19 protein-coding genes are annotated in these 20744 nt (G+C 50.7%); 2 read left to right on the forward strand and 17 right to left on the reverse strand.

Annotated elements, in window-relative coordinates; genetic code table 11:
- Positions 1 to 9: 9 nt before the first annotated feature.
- The 17 genes from B4O97_RS13380 to B4O97_RS13460 form a co-directional block, all read right to left on the reverse strand.
- A complete protein-coding gene (locus B4O97_RS13380; RefSeq protein WP_083051547.1) occupies positions 10 to 1599 on the reverse strand; it encodes a glycoside hydrolase family 57 protein in 1590 nt (529 codons plus the stop codon).
- A gap of 10 nt (positions 1600 to 1609) precedes the next feature.
- Positions 1610 to 2344, reverse strand: coding sequence for a DUF4912 domain-containing protein (locus B4O97_RS13385; protein WP_083051549.1), 735 nt, complete (start codon positions 2342 to 2344; stop codon positions 1610 to 1612).
- An 86-nt stretch (positions 2345 to 2430) separates the two neighbouring features.
- The gene (locus B4O97_RS13390) at positions 2431 to 3276 is read right to left on the reverse strand and encodes a methyltransferase domain-containing protein (protein ID WP_083051550.1); all 846 of its coding nucleotides are present in this window, start codon (positions 3274 to 3276) and stop codon (positions 2431 to 2433) included.
- Positions 3276 to 4157, reverse strand: coding sequence for a M23 family metallopeptidase (locus B4O97_RS13395; RefSeq protein WP_158084297.1), 882 nt, complete (start codon positions 4155 to 4157; stop codon positions 3276 to 3278). Before B4O97_RS13395 ends, B4O97_RS13390 begins: the two co-directional genes overlap by 1 nt.
- A gap of 1 nt (position 4158) precedes the next feature.
- Positions 4159 to 5211, reverse strand: coding sequence for a hypothetical protein (locus B4O97_RS13400; protein ID WP_083051553.1), 1053 nt, complete (start codon positions 5209 to 5211; stop codon positions 4159 to 4161).
- 53 nt (positions 5212 to 5264) lie between these two features.
- Positions 5265 to 6068, reverse strand: a complete 804-nt coding sequence (locus B4O97_RS13405; RefSeq protein ID WP_083051555.1) for a hypothetical protein — start codon at positions 6066 to 6068, stop codon at positions 5265 to 5267.
- On the reverse strand, positions 6061 to 7776 hold the full coding sequence (gene recN, locus B4O97_RS13410; protein WP_083051556.1) for a DNA repair protein RecN: 1716 nt from the start codon (positions 7774 to 7776) through the stop codon (positions 6061 to 6063). Before recN ends, B4O97_RS13405 begins: the two co-directional genes overlap by 8 nt.
- The gene (locus B4O97_RS13415) at positions 7769 to 8632 is read right to left on the reverse strand and encodes an NAD(+)/NADH kinase (protein ID WP_083051558.1); all 864 of its coding nucleotides are present in this window, start codon (positions 8630 to 8632) and stop codon (positions 7769 to 7771) included. Before B4O97_RS13415 ends, recN begins: the two co-directional genes overlap by 8 nt.
- Before the next feature lie 22 nt (positions 8633 to 8654).
- Positions 8655 to 9674 (reverse strand): DegT/DnrJ/EryC1/StrS family aminotransferase, encoded by a 1020-nt coding sequence (locus B4O97_RS13420; protein WP_083051559.1) that lies wholly within the window; start codon positions 9672 to 9674, stop codon positions 8655 to 8657.
- A gap of 9 nt (positions 9675 to 9683) precedes the next feature.
- Positions 9684 to 10163, reverse strand: coding sequence for a chemotaxis protein CheW (locus tag B4O97_RS13425; RefSeq protein ID WP_083051561.1), 480 nt, complete (start codon positions 10161 to 10163; stop codon positions 9684 to 9686).
- A 139-nt stretch (positions 10164 to 10302) separates the two neighbouring features.
- Positions 10303 to 11337: an ABC transporter permease subunit gene (locus B4O97_RS13430; RefSeq protein WP_083051562.1), complete on the reverse strand. Its 1035-nt coding sequence runs from the start codon at positions 11335 to 11337 to the stop codon at positions 10303 to 10305.
- Entirely contained in the window at positions 11334 to 12419 is a 1086-nt protein-coding gene (locus tag B4O97_RS13435; RefSeq protein ID WP_083051564.1) for an ABC transporter permease, read from the reverse strand. The genes B4O97_RS13430 and B4O97_RS13435 overlap by 4 nt, the downstream gene beginning before the upstream one ends.
- Positions 12409 to 13944, reverse strand: a complete 1536-nt coding sequence (locus tag B4O97_RS13440) for a sugar ABC transporter ATP-binding protein (RefSeq protein WP_083051565.1) — start codon at positions 13942 to 13944, stop codon at positions 12409 to 12411. The genes B4O97_RS13435 and B4O97_RS13440 overlap by 11 nt, the downstream gene beginning before the upstream one ends.
- Before the next feature lie 86 nt (positions 13945 to 14030).
- Positions 14031 to 15020 (reverse strand): ABC transporter substrate-binding protein, encoded by a 990-nt coding sequence (locus B4O97_RS13445; RefSeq protein ID WP_083051567.1) that lies wholly within the window; start codon positions 15018 to 15020, stop codon positions 14031 to 14033.
- A gap of 140 nt (positions 15021 to 15160) precedes the next feature.
- Positions 15161 to 16771 (reverse strand): response regulator transcription factor, encoded by a 1611-nt coding sequence (locus B4O97_RS13450; protein WP_083051568.1) that lies wholly within the window; start codon positions 16769 to 16771, stop codon positions 15161 to 15163.
- A complete protein-coding gene (locus B4O97_RS13455) occupies positions 16764 to 18242 on the reverse strand; it encodes a sensor histidine kinase (protein ID WP_233143048.1) in 1479 nt (492 codons plus the stop codon). Before B4O97_RS13455 ends, B4O97_RS13450 begins: the two co-directional genes overlap by 8 nt.
- Positions 18242 to 19249 (reverse strand): ABC transporter substrate-binding protein, encoded by a 1008-nt coding sequence (locus B4O97_RS13460; protein WP_083051570.1) that lies wholly within the window; start codon positions 19247 to 19249, stop codon positions 18242 to 18244. Before B4O97_RS13460 ends, B4O97_RS13455 begins: the two co-directional genes overlap by 1 nt.
- A 495-nt stretch (positions 19250 to 19744) precedes the next feature.
- On the opposite strand from B4O97_RS13460, the gene B4O97_RS13465 reads away from it, so the two are divergent.
- Both B4O97_RS13465 and B4O97_RS13470 read left to right on the forward strand, forming a co-directional pair.
- Entirely contained in the window at positions 19745 to 19993 is a 249-nt protein-coding gene (locus B4O97_RS13465) for a hypothetical protein (RefSeq protein ID WP_083051571.1), read from the forward strand.
- Between the two features lie 48 nt (positions 19994 to 20041).
- Positions 20042 to 20329 carry an antibiotic biosynthesis monooxygenase gene (locus B4O97_RS13470; protein ID WP_083051573.1) on the forward strand — a complete coding sequence of 96 codons (288 nt, stop codon included), beginning with the start codon at positions 20042 to 20044 and terminating at the stop codon, positions 20327 to 20329.
- Positions 20330 to 20744: the final 415 nt, after the last annotated feature.

Genomic DNA, 20744 nt, shown 5'->3' on the forward strand with positions numbered 1-20744 from the left:
CCCTTTTTTTCAGCCGTTTTCCTTGAATATTCTATAATCAATATCCGGAAAAACATTGTTCTTTTTTTCGATTCCGGTTACCCATTCGGTATCCACGGTGTTACGGCACAGGTTGTCGTATATGCGATTGAAGTTATACAGGTGTTCCTTTATGCGCTTCTCCGCGTAGGGAATCGTTGTACCGGTCTTGATAATAAATGGCCAGTCCGAAGCCTGGCTCAGAAGCACCTCCCGGGCTGCCTGATTCAGAACCCGCAGCTTGAGTCCGGACTCAGCAGGGTAACGCTTCACCAGGTCCTTCATCCGCTCTATGGCCTTGTGAACGTGCCGGTATATCCAGTCATTGCTGCCGTCGATCCATACCTCGGCGTATCCCTTGTTTCCCCAGCTGGAGAAGGTCGGTTCACCCCTGGGATTATCAGGGTAAACTTCAAGATAATCGCTGGGGGTAAGCATTTCAAGGCCGTCACCGGATTCAGCCATCAAACGAATCAGAGATTCAAGCCACTGTGGCCCTTCAAACCACCAGTGACCAAAAAGTTCCGCATCGTAGGGACAGACGATAACCGGAGGTCGGTCCATAAAACGCGACAGTTTGTCCGCCTGTTTTACCCTGTTGTAGAGAAAGTTCTCCGCGTGATCCTGGGCCTTCGCCGCTGCCACCCCGGGATCGTAGGGGCGCTTTTTATCAGTCTTTCCCGTAATCGCATAGTACTTGAAGCCTGTATATACGCGGATATCATCATCATGAATATAGGGCCGGATATAATCCATGGGCAGATCGAAGCCGATGTCCCGGTAAAACTCGCGATACGCGAAGTCTCCGGGATACCCCTCCTCTTCTGACCAGACCGCCCGGGAGGACGGAATATCCCGACCGAAAAGGGGAAGTCCGTTCCGGCATTCCATGGGAGCATAGATGCCGTAGGGGGACTTGGTATCGGAGAAAAGAATACCGTGGGGTGAAGCTATGCTGTAGTTCAGGTTGTACTGTTTGATGATCCGCTCGACTCCGGGATAATAACCGCATTCGGGCAGCCAGAATCCTTTTGGGGCGGTACCGAAAAGCCGCCCGTGATTTATTACCGCCGTATGGATCTGGGCCTCCACGGCTTCCGGGTACTCCTCGAAGAGGGGCAGAAAGGCGTGAGTCGCTGCAGTGGTAATAAGCTCTATATGCCCTGATTTTTCCAGCTCCCGTATTCCCCTGAGAATGTTGTTCTTGTACAGAACAGTAAAATCCTGATAATTCTGATCCAGCAGCTCTTTGTACATCCTCACCACAGGACGAAACTGCTCGTCATCCCGGGTGCGCAGAAGCTCCTTGCTGGCCAGCTCGAGCTGCTTTTCCAGATGACCCACATACCGTTTCTGCAGGAGTTCGTCATTCAGCATGCTCGCAAGAGTCGGAGATACCGAGAGGGTTATCCTGAAGGGGATTCCCTCTTCCTTCAATGCGAAAAACCGGCGAAGCAGGGGAAGATAGGTTTCCGATATAGCCTCAAAAAGCCAGTTTTCCTCAAGAAAGTGTGCATACTCCGGATGGCGCACAAAAGGCAAATGGGCATGTAAAACAAAACTGAGATATCCTCTCGGCATAAAAATCCTCTTAATTAGTCAGATGTACGTACTGGCTGTCTATCAGTGAGATTATTCTCTGAGGAATCTCATCTTTCTCATCGGCGATGTTTACATCAAAGAGTCCCGACAGAAAAAGGGTTTCAAGCAGCGGATTGTCGGCGGACTTCATCTCTTCCTGAACATCTCCCCGGGGACTGGAAATTATATTCGATCTGCATAATCGCTTTATGGATCCCTTGGTAATCGAAACCAGGTCGATGCAGTAACGGATTCCGCTCTGGGGCAGGTTGATGTACCAGCAGTCGTCGGAAAGCGAGACGGGAATGTCAAAATAGTCACTGAAACTCTTGATCGTCAGTTCACCGTCAGGGAGGGTATACACACGGAGGAAAAGCTCCGTAAGCCCCTCGGAGCGCTTTATTTCAGCAGCCTCGGAAGGGAATATCTCCCAGTAACAGAAAGCCCAGTAAGGATCCCTGAGCATCAGAAAAATTTTCGTTTCGTTATAGCTTTGAGGAATCGGATACTCATTGTCATCCGAAATAAAGATATCTTCATCCTGAACGACCTCGTATTTCTTTTCCTTTATCCGCATTGCAAGATTATTTAAAACCTCGCGATCCACACGGTCCTCGTCAAGGGCCTCGATAATCTGCTCGACGAGTTCTTCCCTCCCCGTTTCAGGAGAAAAATGAACTCCTTCTTTGCGTGCAAGCTCCCGGATTATCTCGTCGGAGAGTCCTAAAAGACGCTCTTTGGTCATGCATTCCTCCCACGAAGCATTTTGAAAGTCTAGAAAAAAGAGAAATTCCTGTCAAGTACCGAAACAGCGGGTCCAGCTCCAGCTGTTCAGCCCTCCCCGGATAAAGGTTTGCGGGCCAGGAGAATCATTACGTCCCCCTGATTCAGAAATTTACATGCCCTGTCGGCGATTCTCTTGAGAGGTGCCGGAGCCGTCCCGACAGCAAGGCCTCCCCAGGAACGCCGCTTCTCCACGCTGAAACCCTTGTCTTCAAGCAGGCGCCGGAGGGTGGTCCTGGAAAAAAGTACCATGTGATCATGTATAGCAGAGCGCCAGCCTTCTCCGAAGAGACGAGCCTGCATGCCCTGAATGTCCGGAGTCGTCACAAGGAAGATCCCCCCGGGAACAAGAATACGACGGACCTCATCAACGAAGGCCGCAGGATCGGTCAGATGCTCAATCAGGTGACTGCAGTGAACGACTCCGAAGCTCTCATCCCGGAAAGCCGCCTCCTCAAGGGTGCCGATAAAGATGCTGACCCCCCGTTTTTCTATTCCGTAGCGGGCCGAAGGAGCACATATTTCGACCCCTTGTTCCGAAAAACCCAGCTCCTTTACGTGGGCTATCAGCTTTCCGGTCGCACAGCCTACATCCAGGAAGCTTCGGGGAAGATCCCCCGCAAGCTCGGGGAACCCGATATCCTCGAGTCCCATGAGCATAAGAGAGAAGAAATTCTCCTCATTTTCACGTTCATATTCAAAGTATTCATCGTCATAGCGCTGCGCCAGATCCTCAAGCATCGGCTGCGGGTTCTGATACACCAGCCCGCAGCGGCCACAGGTCACAAAGCCCATACTCCCTGACCAGCGGGGACTGCTCTCCGGGTATCCGCACACAGGACATTCTATGAGCCTCTTTTTTTCTTCTCCGGGAGACATGGAAAAGGTCTTCATTACCGGACCGCCAAAGCCTTCTGAAATACGGTCTCGTTGCCGGCATAATCCGCTACAACGATTTCAAAACGCGTCTCACCGGGATTCAGATTGATCTCTCCGAGACTTATCCTGGTTTCACTGATATACATGGTGTCGTGGGAAAATCCCGGGGTATTCAGCAGATAATGGGTACCATCCCTGATGGAAAGGAATTCATAGGTCATGTATACCGATTCTGAACCGTTCATGTAAACGGTAACCCTGAAAGGCGCCATGGGCCAGTAATAGGAGTGCTCACTCTGATCATGCATCTCAAGCCTGAGATCCCAGCGCCCTGAAGCGACGGGTTCACTCCTCTCATCCAGAGCAATCTCCTCCTGTCCCCGTACCAGGAAAACTCCGCTTATGTTCGGGTGAGTGGTATCTATCAGGGGAGGCAGAATCAAAAGGGGATTGACGATATTATCCGTATCCGAATCTATCACCGAAAGATGCAGGTGTACTCCGAGGGAGCTTCCACTCTCCCCCATCACCCCCAGAGGAACCGCAGGGTCAAGCTGATAGTTCCGGGCGTCCTCGGTACTCTCCTGTAAATGGGCATACAGGGAACGCACCCCCCCTGTATGCTCGGCTACAACAAAGTTCCCCATACCGGAAGGAACACGCGAGGCCGGTGCCGATTCTTCGTAGAAGAAGATAAGCTCTCCCTGATCGACAGGATAGATCTCCTGTTCGCCGCCTCCAAGATCAATACCGGAATGGAAATGGTCTCCCCGGTCTTCACCGAAGGTACCCGTAAGGAGGATATTTTTTACCGGCCACTGATAATCCAGTGAAAAGAGGATCAGGGGGCAAAGAATCAACAGAGCAGAAACCGCAGACCTTTTTAACCGGACCATACTACACGGACTCCAGGCGGTAGACCAGAACATGTCGGTCTGCAATCAGAATAAGCCTGTTACCTGACCAGACAATCGAGGTTCCCGCACCTGTCCCGGGAAGCGTCAGATGCCCCCGGTACCGGCTTTCACTGCCCAGAAGCGTAATATACCCATCCGCCTCTTCACGACTCAATACAGCCAGCAGATCCGATCCGGGATGCCCTGCCACGGCGAGCAGCCGTCCGGGAAGGCTGAAATTCCTCCTCCGCAGATTTGACCGGTCAAGCACAAGAAGCCCATTTTCCTGTTCAATGGCGAATCGGCCTGAATGCAGGTCTGTTATACTAATGTTCCTTCTGAGTTCAGATTCGAGGGGAAAAGAGTCTATATTGTTCAGTTCGCCCTTCAGCTCTTCCAGAAGGTAGGCTGTCTGGGGATCTATACCGGCTACAACCACAGAGGCCTCCGCCGAAGCGTCCATGGCCGCACCGTAGGCGACCTTTATCCGGCCCTCCGGAGGTTCAAACCGGAAGATGATGCTGCCGTTCTGATCGAGAAACAGGAAAGTCCCGTTCAAGAGACCGACCAGGGTACGGTTTCCCGATGCCACACAGGTCGTCACGAGGGACGGAAAGGCGATACTCCACAGCTGCTCGCCCTCGGGGGTATACTCTCCAAGACGAAGGCGGTCCGTGGAAATCACGAGAAGACGATCATCAAGAAAAAAGGGGTACCCCCGGGTTTCAATCACAGCCCGGATATCCCCTTCCCGGTTTCGCAATACAAGCTGTGTGGAGACTGAATCGTAGTTAATTAAAGCTTCAGCAGAAACCGCAGCTCCGTAGCGGACTTTCTCGGTATACAGAGGCCGACCTTCGGGATCGAGAAATCCTGCATATCCTGAAGCGACAAAAGGGATGGTCCCGTCGACCGCCTGAGGCGCCGTTGAGACATCCAGATCAAATATCGCCTGAGGGGTGAGTGTCAGAGCTGAAGAGAGTTCTCTGGGGAAAAAAATCAGATATCCGAGAACAGCCAGAAAAGCCAGCAGGAGACGGTAACGTCGCTTCATAATCTACGGGACATCCTACTTACTTGCGCTGATACTGTCAACGAAGGTCTGAGTCAGCCTTTCCGTTTCGCCTGATCCACCCGTTTAGAGTCGGATTCCATTTTAGCCCGCCAGACATCCATCTTTTTCCGTATGACCTCGCTCTCTTCCACCTCTCCCAGAAGGATGTGAATACGGCGCAGGGCGGCAAGATAATTAATGGCAAGCTTGAAATCATCAATACGGGATGTGGAGAGTTCGTATTTTTCGCGATACCTGTTGGCGGATTGTTCAAGGAGCTGCTTGGTAAGACGCAGGTGGGCGCTTCTTTCGCTGTAAAAATCAGCCCGGGGATCCAGTCCGGCGGTCAGCTGCTTAAGATCCAGCAGATTTTTTACGATTGTGGCGTAGCGTCCTTCAATTTCGACAAAGGACCATTTCCACTTTGAATTTGCCCCGAAACCGTCTTCCACCGCATTGATGGAAAACCCGAGTTTTCTGATAAGCTCCCAGCGTTTTCCCTCGTCGAAGCTTTCAATCTTCTGAAGAAACTCCTCGTAATCGGAAAACGGGGCATCGATCTGACCTGAAACAGCATCTTCCAGATAGATGATCGCCTTATAGCAGCCCTTCCTGGCATCGTTCAGATAGGCTTCGTTCTTGACCCCAAGCAGGGAGAGGGAAAGGGCATTCATAAGCACGTAATAAGAGACCAGGTTGAGGACCTCATCGGCAAGAACAAGTTTATTCAGATTCGCGGTATCCCCTTCAACGGCGGCAAGCTCTTTTTCACGTTTCTGGATAGTCTCGACGGCTGCCTTGTATTCGGCGATCTTGTTTATATAGCGTCTTTTGGCCTCTTCGCTTATCTTACCCACTCTCCGACCTCTTGAGCCCCGCCTTGGGCGGATATTTTCCGATTAGTTCGCGGGCGTGGCTGATAGAGGCGGCTCCCACGGGATCACCGGACAGCATTCTGGCTATTTCGGTCACCCGTTCATCTTCGCTCAGGCTTCGTGTATGCGTGATAGTGCGTCCGTCCTCGATCTCTTTCGTCACCACAATATGATTATCGGCACGAACGGCCACAGATGCAAGATGTGTTATGCAAAGTATTTGTTTTCGTTCAGCCAGCAGGGAAAGCTGTTCTCCCAGGGCGAGCCCCACTTCTCCTCCGATGCCTGTGTCGATTTCATCGAAGATAAGCGAGTCGATCTGGTCAGCCTCGGACAGAACCGTTTTTATTGCCAGCATGAGACGGGAGAGTTCTCCTCCGGAAGCGATGGTTCTGAGGGGCTTAAGGGGCTCCCCCTGATTCGGAGCAATGAGAAACTCAACCTGGTCGGTACCGGAAGGTCCGCATACTGTCTTTCCGTTCTCCCCGGTCCTCGGCTCTACCTGTACGGAGAATACCGCCTTCTGCATTCCCAGGGGACGTATTCTCTCTTCCACGGCGGCCTTGAGATTCCCGGCAACCTGCCTGCGGGATTCGCTCACCGACCGGGCAATCTGTCCGATCTTGCGATTAAGCTCTGACAGCTGCTGTTCCATCTCCTCCTTTCTCTCCTGCCAGGAATCGATGGAGTTGATTTTTGCCGCGGAGTCCTCACGGTACTGAAGGACCTCCTCGATACTGTCGCCGTATTTTTTCTCCAGTCTGCGGATCTGCATGAGGCGCTGCTCGATTTCATCCAGGCGGCCGGGTGAAAACTGAACTTCGTCATTATAGGCCCGGACAGATTCGATTATGTCCTCCATTTCGAGAAAAGCCGATTCGAAGCGGCCCAGGAGGGGTTCCAGCTTCTGAACAATACCGGTCAGAAAACTCAGCTCATCCCTGGCTTTTCTTAGGTAAGCGATGGCCCCTCCCCGGCTTTCACTGGAAAGGCGGGAAAACTCCTCGAGATGGGAATATATCTTTTCCGCCTGGGAGATTATTTCGAGCTCTTCCTGAAGGGACTCTTCTTCTCCCGGCTTGAGATGGGCGGCGTCAATTTCCTCGATTGCATGATTCAGGAAATCGAGCTCCCGCAGCTGTTCACGCTCCGCCTGATTCATGGAGTCGTATTCCCTGCGCAGCCTGGTTAATTCGCTGAAGTTGGAGGCCAGCTGTGAAACCTGATTTTCGATACCGGCGAAGGAGTCCAGGAGCTTCCGGTGCTGATCAACCTGGAGCAGTGACTGGTGTTCATGCTGACCGTGCATGTCAAAAAGCAGGGAGGTGAACTCCTGAAGCGTTGCCCGGGGAATCTGGCTGTCCTGCAGAAAAACACTTCCCCGTCCGTTTCGGCGAATGACCCTGCGCACTATGACGGTCCCCTCTTCGGGTACGATATCGTGTTCAGAAAGCCATGCCAGGGCATCGGGATTATGATCCACCAGGAGAACCCCGGAGATTCTTGCCTCGTCGGCGTGGCTGCGGATTACACCCGTATCCGCCTTGTCCCCGAGAATTGCTCCCAGCGCCCCGACAATTATCGATTTTCCCGCACCGGTCTCTCCGGTAAGGATGTTCAGCCCCCGGGAAAATCGGATATTGATGGAATCTATAAGGGCGAAGTTCTCGATCCTCAGTTCCTCAAGCATCGGGGCCTCCCGACCAGTTGAGCTTGGTCCGCAGAACCTCGTAAAAGTTTCGTTTATCCGAACGGATCAGAGAGACCTTGCGGGAGGAGCGACGGATATGCAGCTTGTCTTCCGGTTCCAGGGGGAAGACTATCTGTCCATCCATGGTCAGGATTATCCTGGTACGCTGATCTTTTTCCACCAGAATGGTTATGCATCTGTCACCGTTGACAACAATGGTCCTGTTGGAAAGGGTAAAAGGGCAGATAGGATTCAATACCAGGGCTTCCATTTCCGGATCGAGGATCGGGCCGCCCGCCGCGGCGCTGTAGGCGGTGGATCCCGTCGGGGTGGAGACGATGATTCCATCCGCCCGGTATTTTCCCACCGGGGTATCGGAAATATCAACCGAAAGACGAACAACCTTGGATATCCCGTCGGAGGCCACAACGGCGTCGTTCAGGCCTTCGAATTCCCGAACGATCTCTCCCCTGCGCTCCACGGAGACGTTGACCAGGACCCGCTCGCTCAGGCCCAGGATCCCGGAACGATACTTCTCAAAGGCCTCTTTCCACTCATCCAGGGTAACCTCGGTAATGAAACCAAGACTGCCAATGTTGACCGCCAGAATAGGGACGTTGAGACCCGCCAGGGCCCTGGCGGTGTACAGCACAGTACCGTCGCCTCCCAGGGAAAAGACGATATCCGCGGCGTTCTCTTCGGAAAAACTTGATATATCCGGTTTGCCGGTGATACGGTTGACGGTATAGAAGATCCTGTGCTCCTGAAGATAGCTTCCGATATCGGAGATAAGAGACTCCGCCTTCTCCTTAAGGCAGTTCGCAACAAGCAGGGCACGCTTTACTTCTCTTTGCATTGACTCCAAGTCTACACCTTTTTTACGGCAAAGTGGATAATATTCTGACCAGCAATTCCGTGTTTTTCCGACCCATGGATGGGTACAGGGGAAAAAGAATGGTCCGTAAAGCCAGACTGGCAGCTACGGGGCAGTCGATTTCCTCCGACTGAAGCCTGGCATAGGGGGTGGAAGCAAAGGCGTTTTCCGTCTGGACACCGTTTCTCAGAGCATACTGCCGGACCTCATTCATCCCTGTATCGATGACCACCGGAAAAGCCGTGGGAACCACGCTTTTTTCGCTGTCCGGGGAGAAGCCGTGGTGTTTGGATTTCATCAGGGCCTGGGATAGAACTTCGTATATTTCACTTCGCTGCTGATGCATGCTCTCGATGTTCTGCATCTGGGCAAGGCCCAGAGCAGCATTTATGTCGGGCATGCGCGTTTCGGTCGGAAGTTCGTCCTCCAGAGGCTTCAAAAGGCGGCGGTATTTCATGCTTCCAGGCAGGATGACGGCCCCTCCGCCGGTTGTAATGGGATCCATGTATTCTGTACGGATCATCGTAAAGGCCGCTGCCCCCTGCTCGTCTTCCTCCGGAGCGGCTACCACGGATGTAAGGTCCTCAATAAGCGGCGTGCCCTGCTCGCGGAGGATCTCCGTATCCGGCCGGATGCCGAAGGGGGAATGAATTATCCAGGCGGCGGGATTCTGCTCCACAGTCCTCCGTACCCCTTCCGGGGATATGCAGGCAGAGGACTCATCCACATCGATAAAAAGGGGCTGCAGACCCAGGTTTTCCAGGGCATCAAGATAATAGAGGGGAGAAAGTGCGCTGACTGCCACACTCGCCCCCTGGGGAAGATCCAGGCTCCGCAATGCGAGGCCGAGAGCCTCGGTGGGGGAACGCAGGGCAAGCCCGAGCTTTTTGTCGAGATACCTGGAAAGCTCCTTGCTGAATTGTTCCGCAAGGCTTCCGGGCCCGATTTCATCACTGACCATACACGTTAAAACCGCGTCCATGTCCCGACGCTTCAAGGTAGGCTTATAAACTGGGATTGACATACTGTATTCTTATCTTTTTCCGATTTTTCCGAGCTGCTGCAGCTCTTTTGGATCGAAAATCCTTCTTATATCAAGAATAATCAGATACCCCGTCTCTTCGGATGTTACTCCCTGAATATACTCGGCGCCGATACCGGATATCATTTGCGGCGGGGGCTGTACTTTACTGCTGTCAATACTTATGACCCGGGAGACCTTGTCGATGAAGACTCCCAGCTGCATGCCATCGAGGTTAAGAATGAGAAATCCGGAAAGCAGCTTGTCTTCTTCGCTCAGAACAGCCCGACGAAGATGAAAACGCTTGTGCAGGTTGATAATCGGAATTATCTGGCCCCGAAGGTTGAAAATTCCTTCAACATAGTTCGGCGCATTCGGTATGGACCGCACCTCCTGGACCTTCTGGATCTCGTTGACCTGCATAATATCGATGCCATAGACCTCATCGCCTAGCTGAAAGGTAACCAGTTGTAACTGTTTTTCGTCTGCCATCCTAAAACCTCTTGGTAGTAGAATAATTTATGAATCAATGTTTTGCAATACGGTTTTCAACTTAGCAGTACGCAGAGAGCCGGGAGGGCCCCTGGAGGGCAGAATCCCGGTTTCTGCAGATTACAGCCGGTCGGCCTGGTCAGATGCTTCGTTTTCGTCTTATTGCAGCGAATACACTCTGGAGAACGATAAAAAAGCACAGCAGAGCGGAAAGTACAATCTTGTTCCACCAGGAGGATAAAGTCCCGTTACAGCGTATATAGGTCTCTATAACAGCCTTGATCAATACTCCGAAAAAGCTTCCGATAACCGTTCCCACCCCTCCGGAGAGCAGGGTGCCTCCGATTACCGTTGAAGCTATTACTTCGATCTCGAAGCCCCTGGCCTGCTCCACAAAGCCGCTGGTGGTATTCAGGCAGAAGACAAATCCCGCCAGAGAAGCGAGAAACCCGTTCAGAATATAGGCAAGCATCTTTGTGCGCCGGACATTCACGCCCATCAACAGAGCAGACCGCTCATTCCCGCCGATGGCAAACAGGGAGCGGCCGAACTTTGTATATTTCACAATGTACCAGACAACCACCAGTGCGCACAGAGCGATAATTACGCTGGGATGAACAAAGGGAAAGAGCTTGATTCCCCTCTTGTTCACCGTGGCTCCGAAAAAGAGATAGATATTCCTGGTCGCCATATTCAGAAAGGTTTCATTATCCGTAATGGCTATCTGGTCTACACTGATAACCGCGGTGAGGCCCCTGCAGAAAAAGAGGCCTGCAAGGGTGACAATAAAGGGCTGCAGCCGCATATACGCAATCAGCCAGCCCTGCACGGTACCGAATACCAGACCGAAAAGCAGTACTACGGCGATGGAAGCATAGGCATTCATCCCCATAACCTGCATCATATAAGCCAGCATCATGCAGACAAGGCCGATGACAGAACCGACGGAGATATCGATACCCCCGGTTATAACAACCGCGGTCATTCCTGCCGCGGCTATTATGAGCCCTGCGTTGTCAATGAGCATATTCATAAAGGTCTGCATATTACCGAAACCCTGGGCACTGTAGACCATTACCCCGCCGGCGTACATAATCAGGAACATTATGATTGTGATGAACAACAGAAAACCGGTACCGGCCATCTTCTCCTTGATGTAATTGCCGATTTTCATTGCAGCACCGCCTTTGGAGCTTCTGATTTCTGCCTGAAGTTTCGTATCCAGCGCTTCAGTTCCTCTGACTGCATGGATACAATCAGCACAACAACGATTGCCTTGTATACCGGAAGCTGGTCAGCCGTTATTCCCATGGCGTACAGACTCGTCGTCAGTGCCTGAATCGTAACTGCGCCGATCACCGCTCCAAGCAGGCTGAATTTTCCCCCCGACAGGCTGTTTCCCCCAAGGGCAACCGCGAGGATCGCATCCAGCTCCATGTAGAGGCCGATATTGTTTGCGTCGCTTGAATAGATCCGGCTGGAGGTAACCACGCCGGAAATAGCCGCGGTAAACCCGCATATGAGATAACACATGAAAATGATCATCTGAGAGTTGATACCCACCAGGCGCCCGGCCCTGCTGTTGATGCCGACGGTTTTAACATAGAGCCCCAGGGCAGTACGGGTCAGAATAAAATAGGCGATAATCACCACCCCCAGGGCAATGAATACCGGCGTGGGAACCACCACTCCGGGTAAAAAGCCGCCGATAGCCTTGAAGGATTCCATGCGCACGTACAGAATCTGCCCGGGAACCATTTTTCCGCCGATCTCCCTGGCGCTTATGAGCTGGGCGATTCCCCGGCCTGCGGTAAATAATATAAGAGTGGCAACCATGGCCTGTATTTTCAACCGGGATACAAGGAATCCGTTGAAGGCTCCGCAGGCCATCCCGGCCAGAAGGGCAAGGCCGATGCTGAGAAACATTGGTGTGGCGTAGGCATCATAGCTTGCCCCCAGCAGGCGAACGCATACCGCAGCCGCCACCGCACCGACAGCCCCCACAGAAATATCGATCCCCCCGGTGGCAATTACCAGGGTCATGCCGACGGCAAGTATGATGAGCTCGCTGGCACGGTTGATAATATCGATTATGTACCCGTAAAGTACGCCATTCTGAATGGAGATATTAAAAAACGTGGGGGTCTCGATGATGTTGATTATCAGAACGAGACAGAGAGCAAATATGGGTAAAAACAGCTGCTTTTTAGAAAGTGCAAGCGCTGCGTTCTTCAGCTTTCGTAATTCAGGATTCATGGGTCTGAGCTCCTCCGGCAATGGCCGTCATAACGTCATGCTGGGTAATATCATCGTTGTTCAGCTCTCCGACTTTCTGCCTGTCGCACAGAATACAAAGCCGGTTAACGGTCCGCAGCATTTCTTCTATCTCCGAGCTGATAAAGAGCACGGTAACCCCCTGTTTCGCCAGATCAATAATCAGCTTCTGGATCTCCGTCTTGGTACCAACGTCAATACCGCGGGTAGGCTCATCGAGGATCAGAAATTCCGGATTCGTGATAAGCCATCTGCCGAGGATTACCTTCTGCTGGTTCCCGCCGGAGAGCTGCTTTACCAGTGTTTCCGGCGATGGTGTCTTTATCTGAAGGAGCTCGATGTACTTCTCCGCCAGTTCATTCTGTTTTGCTTCCGGCAGAAGTTTCAGGATCCCGGTCTTGGCCTGCAGGGCTATCAGCAGGTTTTCCCGAACCGAGAGATCTTCTAGAATTCCCTCCTCCTTGCGGTCTTCCGGCAAAAAGGCCATTCCCAGTTTCATTGAATCGATGGGAGCCCTGGTGCGCACCGGGGTCTCCCTGACAAGGAGTTCCCCCCTGTCCGGTTTCTCGGCACAGTAGAGCAGCCGCGCCAGTTCGGATCTTCCCGAACCCAGCAGACCGGCGAGGCCTATGACCTCTCCCTTCTTGATAATCAGGTTAAAGGGGTCGATCATTCCGGCCCTGGTCAGATCCCTGGCCCTGACCATTATTGACTCGGTACTGCCGGAATCGGAATCAGCCTTGACACTTTTTATCTCTGCCAGATCGTCAAATTCACGCCCCAGCATCCGGGCAACGAGCTGAACCTTCGGAAGTTCCGCGACACGGTAGGTTCCGACCAGTGCCCCGTTTCTCAGTACAGTTATTGAATCGCAGATCTCATAGACCTGTTCAAGAAAGTGGGTGACAAAGATGATACCAACTCCCTGCTTTTTGAGGTTTCTCATGACCTCGAACAGGGTTTTTACCTCGCTTTCATCAAGAGAACTGGTAGGTTCATCGAGGATCAGGGCCCGGCAGTTGATATCGATCGCCCTGGCAATAGCCACCATCTGCTGAATGGCCACTGAATACTCTCCCAGGGGTTTGGATACATCGATGTTCAGACCGACTTCCTTGAGAGCCTGGCGGGCCATGGCCTCCATTGTCTTCCATTTAATGCCCCCGAAAAGATTCAGCGGCTGCCGTTCGAGAAACATGTTCTCTGCAACGGAGATATTCGGGCAAAGGTTGACCTCCTGGTACACCGTGCTGATTCCATTTCGCTGGGCTTCCTCGGGAGAATGGTTCACCACAGGGCCGTCCTGCCCCTGCACCCGGATTTCTCCGGCATCCATCTCATAAACCCCGGTCAGTACCTTAATCAGGGTGCTTTTTCCAGCACCGTTTTCCCCCATAAGGGCATGGATTTCGCCGCTTTTCAAAGAAAAATCCACGTTTTTCAGTGCCTGTACCCCGGGAAATGTCTTATCTATATGACGCATGGTCAAAATACTGTTATCTTCCATCCCTTTCCCTTCTTCCGGCTTGGTCGGGTCCAATAAAAAAAGGCAGGGATGCAAAGCACCCCATACCTTTTCACTTTTTTTGCAGATCAGTACATTCTGGTAGGAAGAATCTCTTTCGCGTTGGAGGTATCGAAAACCTCTTCCACGACATACTGGATTTTATCGACCTTCTCACCCCGCTCAAGCTTCTGGATGATCTCTGCCACCCGGGGACCGTGAAGAGGATTACATTCAACAGAGCAGTTGATCTCACCGGCTATCATCCGGTTGAAGGCCTCGTGCACTGCATCGAAGGAGATAATTATAATATCCTTGCCAGGCTGCTTTCCCACTGCCTTGATAGCGTCGATAGCACCGAAGGCCATATTGTCGTTTTCGGCGAATACAACATCGATGTCAGGGTACGCCTTCAGGAAAGATTCCATAACTTCCTGCCCCTTGGCCTGAGTAAATTCTCCGGTTTGTTTTGCAAGGAGTTTGAATTTCGGATTTGCATCGATACCTGCCAGGATTCCCTGGGTACGTCCGACCTGTGCGGAAGATCCGATTGTTCCCTGAAGAAGAACAATGTTCAGCTCCTGGCTGGCCAGACCGTTTTTCTTGACATAGTCATTCAGCCATTTAACGCCGTCCTGACCTTCCTTGAGGAAGTTTCCACCAACCCATGCTGTATAGAGGCTGTCGTCGGAAACATCCATCATGCGGTCAGAGAGGATAACGGGAATCCCGGCAGCCTTTGCTTCGCTGAGAACGGTTTCCCAGCCGGTCTCTACAACCGGTGCCACCACGATGTAATCCACATCCTGCTGAATAAAATTGCGGATCGCCTTGATCTGATTCTGCTGTTTCTGTTGAGCATCATCAAAAATAAGCCGATAGCCGTTTTCTTCAACAAAAGTACTTTTGAAGGATTCCGTGTTTGCCGTTCGCCAGTCAGACTCAGCACCGACCTGAGCATAGCCGACAACAATCAGATCATCCTCTGCACCTGCGGCAGCCTCGTCCTGTCCACCTGCGAACACATAGCCGAGGGAGAATACCGCCAAGACCATGAAAATCACTAATACCTTTTTCATAACTCCTCCTTGGAATTGTGATTGAGCTCATGGTATCCCCGCTGTGCTTCCCGGTACATGAGATATCTTCCTGAGTTTTTTATGAATTTTTACCCTGCTTTAAGATCAGTTTGGATTTTTTACGGAAAAAGTATAAAAAATTACGGACAGGCGCAGGGATCCCTGGAAACTGCCGTCATTCGATAGTCCCTGGGAGAAATGCCCGTGTTTTTTTTGAATATGAAGCTGAAGTAGTGGGGATCGCTGTACCCGACTTCGTAGGCGATATCGGAACACTTCATTGCACTGCAGCTCAGAAGTCTTTTAGCGTTTTCTATCCTGGTATTCGTCAGGTACTCGATAAAGGTTTCTCCGGCTTCCTGAGAAAAAATTGTGCTGAAGTGATTCGGGCTGACATATACGAAGGAGGCCACGGTATTCAGAGACATATCCTGACTCATGTAATTTTCGGCTATGTAGTTCTTTGCCTTTCGTATAATCCCGTTATGCCGGGTATTCATATGCTCATCCCGGTAAAGGATCCACATCTCAATAAGGTTTCTGAGTTGTCCGCGAAAGGGAATCGAAGAATCAGCAAGTGAATCCCCGAGATCATGTTGCAGGGAGACGGGAATTGCCTGCTGCGGATCGCCCTCAATCTCTTCAACCAGTCCCGAGATAATTTCTATCAGATCGTTGTAGACAAGAAGAAAAAAACTCGAGTCCGCAACGTCAAGGGACTTCCTGCCAAAGACATCAAGATACAGGTCAATAATGTCGTCGACCTCTTCCCGGGCGGCAAAACGAAGTCTTTCAACCACAGGGCCTTCTTCTTTTCGTCTGGAATTATCCCTGCGGCTCCACTGTATATCACTGACACCGATGATCTTGTTCTTCCCCGTCAGGGACATATATCGTACAGCACGGTCAGCATCTGCATAGGAATCGACAATCTCACCTACGTGGCTTACCATCGAACCAATCCCAATGGAAACCCTGCAGCCGCTGTTACGCTCAGTCTCAAAGCGTATCGCCTGGGCAAGGGAATACACGGTATCATCAGCAGAATCTCTGCTCAAATTCTTGAAAATAAGTCCCTGTTTTTCCAGACTGGGAGAAAAAAGCAGGACTTCCTCTCTCTCCTTTACCAGGGAGGATATAATCGATTTAACCACAGCATAGTCGGAAAAGGTATCCGATCCGGGCACAACATCCACGATCATTACAACATATGAGTTCGCTATAAGATCGATTCCCAGGGCACGGGCAGACTCAATCGCATCCCCTGAACTCAGCTGTCCGGTGACAAGATCACAAATCCATTTCTCCCGCATTACCTCCTGGGAAGAACGGATCTTCATTTTCAGGGTCTCGATATTGGTAATACGCTCCTTTTCTTCTTCTATCTGCCGGGTAACTTTCTCGAGGGTTGCGAGCATATCTGCAGAAGATACAGGCTTCAGCAGGTACTCGTCGATACCTATGGAAATCGCATCTTTTGCATATTGGAACTCATCGTGACCGGAAAGAATGATTATCTTAATCCAGGGCTGATCCTTCTTGACAATCCGCGAAAGGGTAAGTCCATCCATAAAGGGCATTTTTATATCCGTAATCAGTATGTCGGGTTTTACCTCCTGTAGAACCGTCAGTGCCATCTCTCCGTCAGGGGCCTCCCCCGCCAGTGTATAGGGAGTACGATCCCATGGAATACTGTTTCGGATTCCCTCCCTGGTAACAATTTCATCCTCAACAAGAAATACGCTATACATATTCTCTGATCTCCGGCAGTTTAAAAGTAACAACGGTTCCTTCTCTGTACCGGCTCTCAATATGCAGTTTCGTTCCGCTGTTGTAATAGAGGGCCAGACGTTTATTTACATTATACAGACCGTAAACATCACTCAATTCGGAGCTGTCCAGGCTTCCATCAATCTGTTTATTAATATCTTCCAGCCGCTCAGGTTTCAACCCGATACCATCATCGGCAACCTGAAAACAGAGGTAGGGCTTCTCTCTCCAGCCCTTTACTGAAAGTCTGCCCCGACCCCTCTTGTTCTTTATCCCGTGATACAGTGCATTCTCCACCAGGGGCTGCAGAAGAAGCTTGAGCATGGTTTTATCCGCCATCTCATTATCATAATCTATACTGTAATCCAGTATATCCCGATAGCGAATTTTCTGGATCGTTAAATAATTGAGTACATGTTCGAATTCGTCCTTGACAGAAACCCATTCCTTTCCGCGGCTCAGGGAGCGGCGAAAAAAGCTGGAAAAATTACGGGTGACAGAGATTACCTGTTCATACTGCCGTCCTTCGGCGAGCCATATTATTGAGTCGAGGGTGTTGTACAGAAAGTGGGGGGTAATCTGTGCCTGCAGGGCTTTCATCTCCGATTTCTGAAGATTTTTCTGTTCCCTGATATTTGCATCAATAAGTTCCTTGATCTTCACCGCCATGGAATTCAAATTTTCCGTAAGGTTGTCCAGCTCCAGTACATTCGGCAGATCGGCCCTGGCGGCCAGATTCCCGGCGGCAATCTGGCTGGATAACTTTTCAAGCTCGCTTATCGGCCTGTTTATGCTTACAGCCAGGGACCGTTGGGCCAGTACAGCAAACAGCATAACAGCCGCAACCACGAAAATCTGAACCAGCGAGAGGGCTGCGGCGGTATTCTTTATCTGCTCATTCGTTCTGGCGACAGACTCAATTTCAAGCACGATGAAGTCCTGGAGAATATCTGAAACCAGATCCGCCACGCCGCGTATTTCATCCAGGGTTTTTTCATTTGCCGTCACCGGATACTGTTGTTCCATCTGGAAGCCAAGCTGGTCGACATATCTCGACAAGGTATCCATGGCTCTGCCCGCGACCTCAAGGAGTTGACGGTTATCCTGCTGCTCAGTGCTGAACTTGATATTGTCGAGCCGGGAGTTAATGTCGCGGATGATACCGTACTGCCGGCCTTCATCAAAATCCTTGTTGCCGGCGACAATATCCCACAACTCGTTGGAAATATCTGACCTTACAATCTGGTTCAAACGGTTTGTTTTGCTGACATTGGCAATCATCTGGTCATACTTGAGAGTATGATACCAGGATGATGCCAGACTGATCACCGGTGCAACCAGCATCAGGCTGATGATAATTATATAGGAAGTCTGTATTCTGTTCTGAAGACTGGTAGTTTTCGTACCGGTCATGACCAGCTTGGAGATCGGTTTCATTCCCGCTGCAGCCATCAATACCCCCGCGGCGGAATAGCTGAAACGTCGTCGTCTTCGGTAAAGACTTCTTCATGTACATGCATCAGCCGGGGTATTTTCTGCCCTTGCGCAAGTTTTTTTGCCAGAGACATGATGGCAGGGCCGAATTTCGGATTGCACTCGATCACACAATTGACCTCTCCCCGTCCAAGGGCATCAATTGCAGCCTGTTCCGCATCAACGGTTATAATTACGATATCCTTTCCAGGATTCATACCCCGCTCTTTCATTACTTCGAGTATACCCAGAGTCATACCGTCGTTATGGGAAAAAACGACATCAAAATCCTTATACTTGCTGTCCAGAATCCAGCGCATAATCTCGTTGCCCTTGGAGCGAAGAAAATCGCCTGATTCACTGTAAATAATTTTGTATTCGGGATGCTCGGAAATAATCTCCCGGAAACCGGCGGCTCTTCCCTTTGCGGGGGATGATCCTTCGGTCCCGGAGATTTCTATTATTCTGACCGGATTGGATGGTTCAGCACCGGAGTTCTCGAACTTTTTCAACAGGAATTTCCCGGCTTCCCGTCCCTCCTGTTCACTGTCCGTACCAATAAAACCCGCGTACAGGGATTCATCATCGGTGTTTATTTTTCTGTCGGTAATCAGTACCGGGATTCCGGCATCCCGAGCTTCACGCAGAACATTGTCCCATCCATCCGCCACAATGGGAACAAAGGCAATAACATCCACCTGATATGCAATAAATGACCTTATTGCCTTAATCTGGTTATTCTGTTTCTGTTCTGCATTTGAGAATAAAAGCTGCACACCGCTCTCTGCGGCTGCAGCCTTTATAGACCTGGTATTGCATTTCCTCCACGCGCTCTCCGCCCCTATCTGGGAAAAACCAAGTATAATCCCGTTCTTCTGCTCCTCCGGCCGTCCCTTATCATCGCTTTTTGTGCAGCTTGCAAGGAGTGCTGGCAGCACTGCACAGACAAGAGCAATTATCACCAGTTTAGCTGTTTTCCTCTTCATAGAACACCGTACCCTTCAGTCCATGCGTGTACGTTAACCCATTGTAACCCCGATCGCTGCCCGCACACAAGCAGAAAATTTTCAATATAGATTTCTATTTATATTGCTCTCACATTTTTTCTTTTCCATTTCAAAGCTTCCCCCTTACCCGCCCACAGATTCATGCCGGGCAATGAGCAATGCGAACGACCAGGTCAAGACAAGGATATGCTTACACAAGGTTCAGGAAAACATCTCCTCTTCACTTTTGATGATTGGTACTATTGGTAATTGTTCGTTGATACTGGTGGTGGTATACTGTATCAAATCATTCCCTGGTGGATATTTATCTTTGCATAGACAGGTCAATGCAACAAAATGAGACTTATGATCTCTGGCTTGAAAACACATCAATTCAGATCGTCTTCGAAAACCGTTCGATCCTGGTAGCTCCCTGGAATACCGATAACCCGGTATATACCGAGGATAGACGATCTGTACGGCGTTGAGGACTGCATGGGACCCCTCAGCCAGGACGATTACATTGGCCAGGCAACTGAGATTGTTCAGGAAACCGGAGCTGAATTTGTCTGCGGTTTTGAAATCGTGACATACACGGATAAGCAGGGTACCGTATATGCAGCTTCGCTTTCAGGTTACAAATATTTTCTGACTATTCATTGCCGGACATTCGAAATTGAATTACTGAGCTTTTTTATCCAGAGAAGGAGCAGCGAGTACGTGCACCAGGAATATAGCTTTTGACGCAGAATCCTTCTGAATAATTTACCCTCAAATACGAAGGAGAGATGAATGATTGAACTGCAGATATTTCTTGAGGTACTCCCGGGAAAAGAAGAAAAGCTGAAAATTACTTTTCGTGATATCTTTGTTCCGGCTGTTTCAATTCAGCAGGGGTTTATTAGTGTTCACCTGCTCAAGTACGGGAATGCCATGCGCTGCTATCAAATTCAGCTACGTTTTGAAACAGAACAGATGCGCCTGGCCTGGGTGGCCTCCGATGAACATCAGGATTCATTTCCCAGACTCGCTGAACTATGCAGCTCTGTAAGCTGGCAGGGCTTTGAGCTGGTGAATTAACAGAAAAAACATTCAGTTTTTTTACTCTTGGCGACCAGCAGAATGTCGAAGTTACATCGCGGCATACAAAACCTGCTAAATTTTCCACCAGGGCGCCTGATTCCCGCATGCCTGTTTGTATTCGCAGCCTCACGAACTGCTTGGTTAATAAAAAAACCAGGTCCGGCATCTTTCGCGGGGATGCGAAAGTGCAAACCGGCCTTTTCTTTTGTCCAGAGGACAAAAAAAGCCAGGCGACGTGTCTCGGGCTCTTTTCAAGAGCCCTTCGACCCCCGCACGTTCCTCCCTTCGGTCCGGTACGCGCTCGGCCGAGGACATCGCCTGTCTTTCGTTTTACTTTATTAATGTGACCGCCAAAAGGCGGATCACATTAATAAAAAAAGCCAGGCGACGTCCTACTCTCCCGCTTAACGCA

The sequence above is a fragment of the Marispirochaeta aestuarii genome (assembly GCF_002087085.1).
In the GTDB taxonomy this organism is placed as follows: Bacteria; Spirochaetota; Spirochaetia; order JC444; family Marispirochaetaceae; genus Marispirochaeta; species Marispirochaeta aestuarii.

What these genes read in the sequence shown, in the direction of transcription:
- B4O97_RS13425 (WP_083051561.1), bottom strand. Translation starts at nt 10,163, where the DNA reads ATGGCAGACGAAAAACAGTTACAACTGGTTACCTTTCAGCTAGGCGAT.
- B4O97_RS13430 (WP_083051562.1), bottom strand. Translation starts at nt 11,337, where the DNA reads ATGAAAATCGGCAATTACATCAAGGAGAAGATGGCCGGTACCGGTTTT.
- B4O97_RS13380 (WP_083051547.1), bottom strand. Translation starts at nt 1,599, where the DNA reads ATGCCGAGAGGATATCTCAGTTTTGTTTTACATGCCCATTTGCCTTTT.
- B4O97_RS13390 (WP_083051550.1), bottom strand. Translation starts at nt 3,276, where the DNA reads ATGAAGACCTTTTCCATGTCTCCCGGAGAAGAAAAAAAGAGGCTCATA.
- B4O97_RS13385 (WP_083051549.1), bottom strand. Translation starts at nt 2,344, where the DNA reads ATGACCAAAGAGCGTCTTTTAGGACTCTCCGACGAGATAATCCGGGAG.
- recN (WP_083051556.1), bottom strand. Translation starts at nt 7,776, where the DNA reads ATGCTTGAGGAACTGAGGATCGAGAACTTCGCCCTTATAGATTCCATC.
- B4O97_RS13415 (WP_083051558.1), bottom strand. Translation starts at nt 8,632, where the DNA reads ATGCAAAGAGAAGTAAAGCGTGCCCTGCTTGTTGCGAACTGCCTTAAG.
- B4O97_RS13400 (WP_083051553.1), bottom strand. Translation starts at nt 5,211, where the DNA reads ATGAAGCGACGTTACCGTCTCCTGCTGGCTTTTCTGGCTGTTCTCGGA.
- B4O97_RS13455 (WP_233143048.1), bottom strand. Translation starts at nt 18,242, where the DNA reads ATGGCTGCAGCGGGAATGAAACCGATCTCCAAGCTGGTCATGACCGGT.
- B4O97_RS13450 (WP_083051568.1), bottom strand. Translation starts at nt 16,771, where the DNA reads ATGTATAGCGTATTTCTTGTTGAGGATGAAATTGTTACCAGGGAGGGA.
- B4O97_RS13445 (WP_083051567.1), bottom strand. Translation starts at nt 15,020, where the DNA reads ATGAAAAAGGTATTAGTGATTTTCATGGTCTTGGCGGTATTCTCCCTC.
- B4O97_RS13420 (WP_083051559.1), bottom strand. Translation starts at nt 9,674, where the DNA reads ATGTCAATCCCAGTTTATAAGCCTACCTTGAAGCGTCGGGACATGGAC.
- B4O97_RS13440 (WP_083051565.1), bottom strand. Translation starts at nt 13,944, where the DNA reads ATGGAAGATAACAGTATTTTGACCATGCGTCATATAGATAAGACATTT.
- B4O97_RS13395 (WP_158084297.1), bottom strand. Translation starts at nt 4,157, where the DNA reads ATGGTCCGGTTAAAAAGGTCTGCGGTTTCTGCTCTGTTGATTCTTTGC.
- B4O97_RS13435 (WP_083051564.1), bottom strand. Translation starts at nt 12,419, where the DNA reads ATGAATCCTGAATTACGAAAGCTGAAGAACGCAGCGCTTGCACTTTCT.
- B4O97_RS13470 (WP_083051573.1), top strand. Translation starts at nt 20,042, where the DNA reads ATGATTGAACTGCAGATATTTCTTGAGGTACTCCCGGGAAAAGAAGAA.
- B4O97_RS13465 (WP_083051571.1), top strand. Translation starts at nt 19,745, where the DNA reads ATGGGACCCCTCAGCCAGGACGATTACATTGGCCAGGCAACTGAGATT.
- B4O97_RS13460 (WP_083051570.1), bottom strand. Translation starts at nt 19,249, where the DNA reads ATGAAGAGGAAAACAGCTAAACTGGTGATAATTGCTCTTGTCTGTGCA.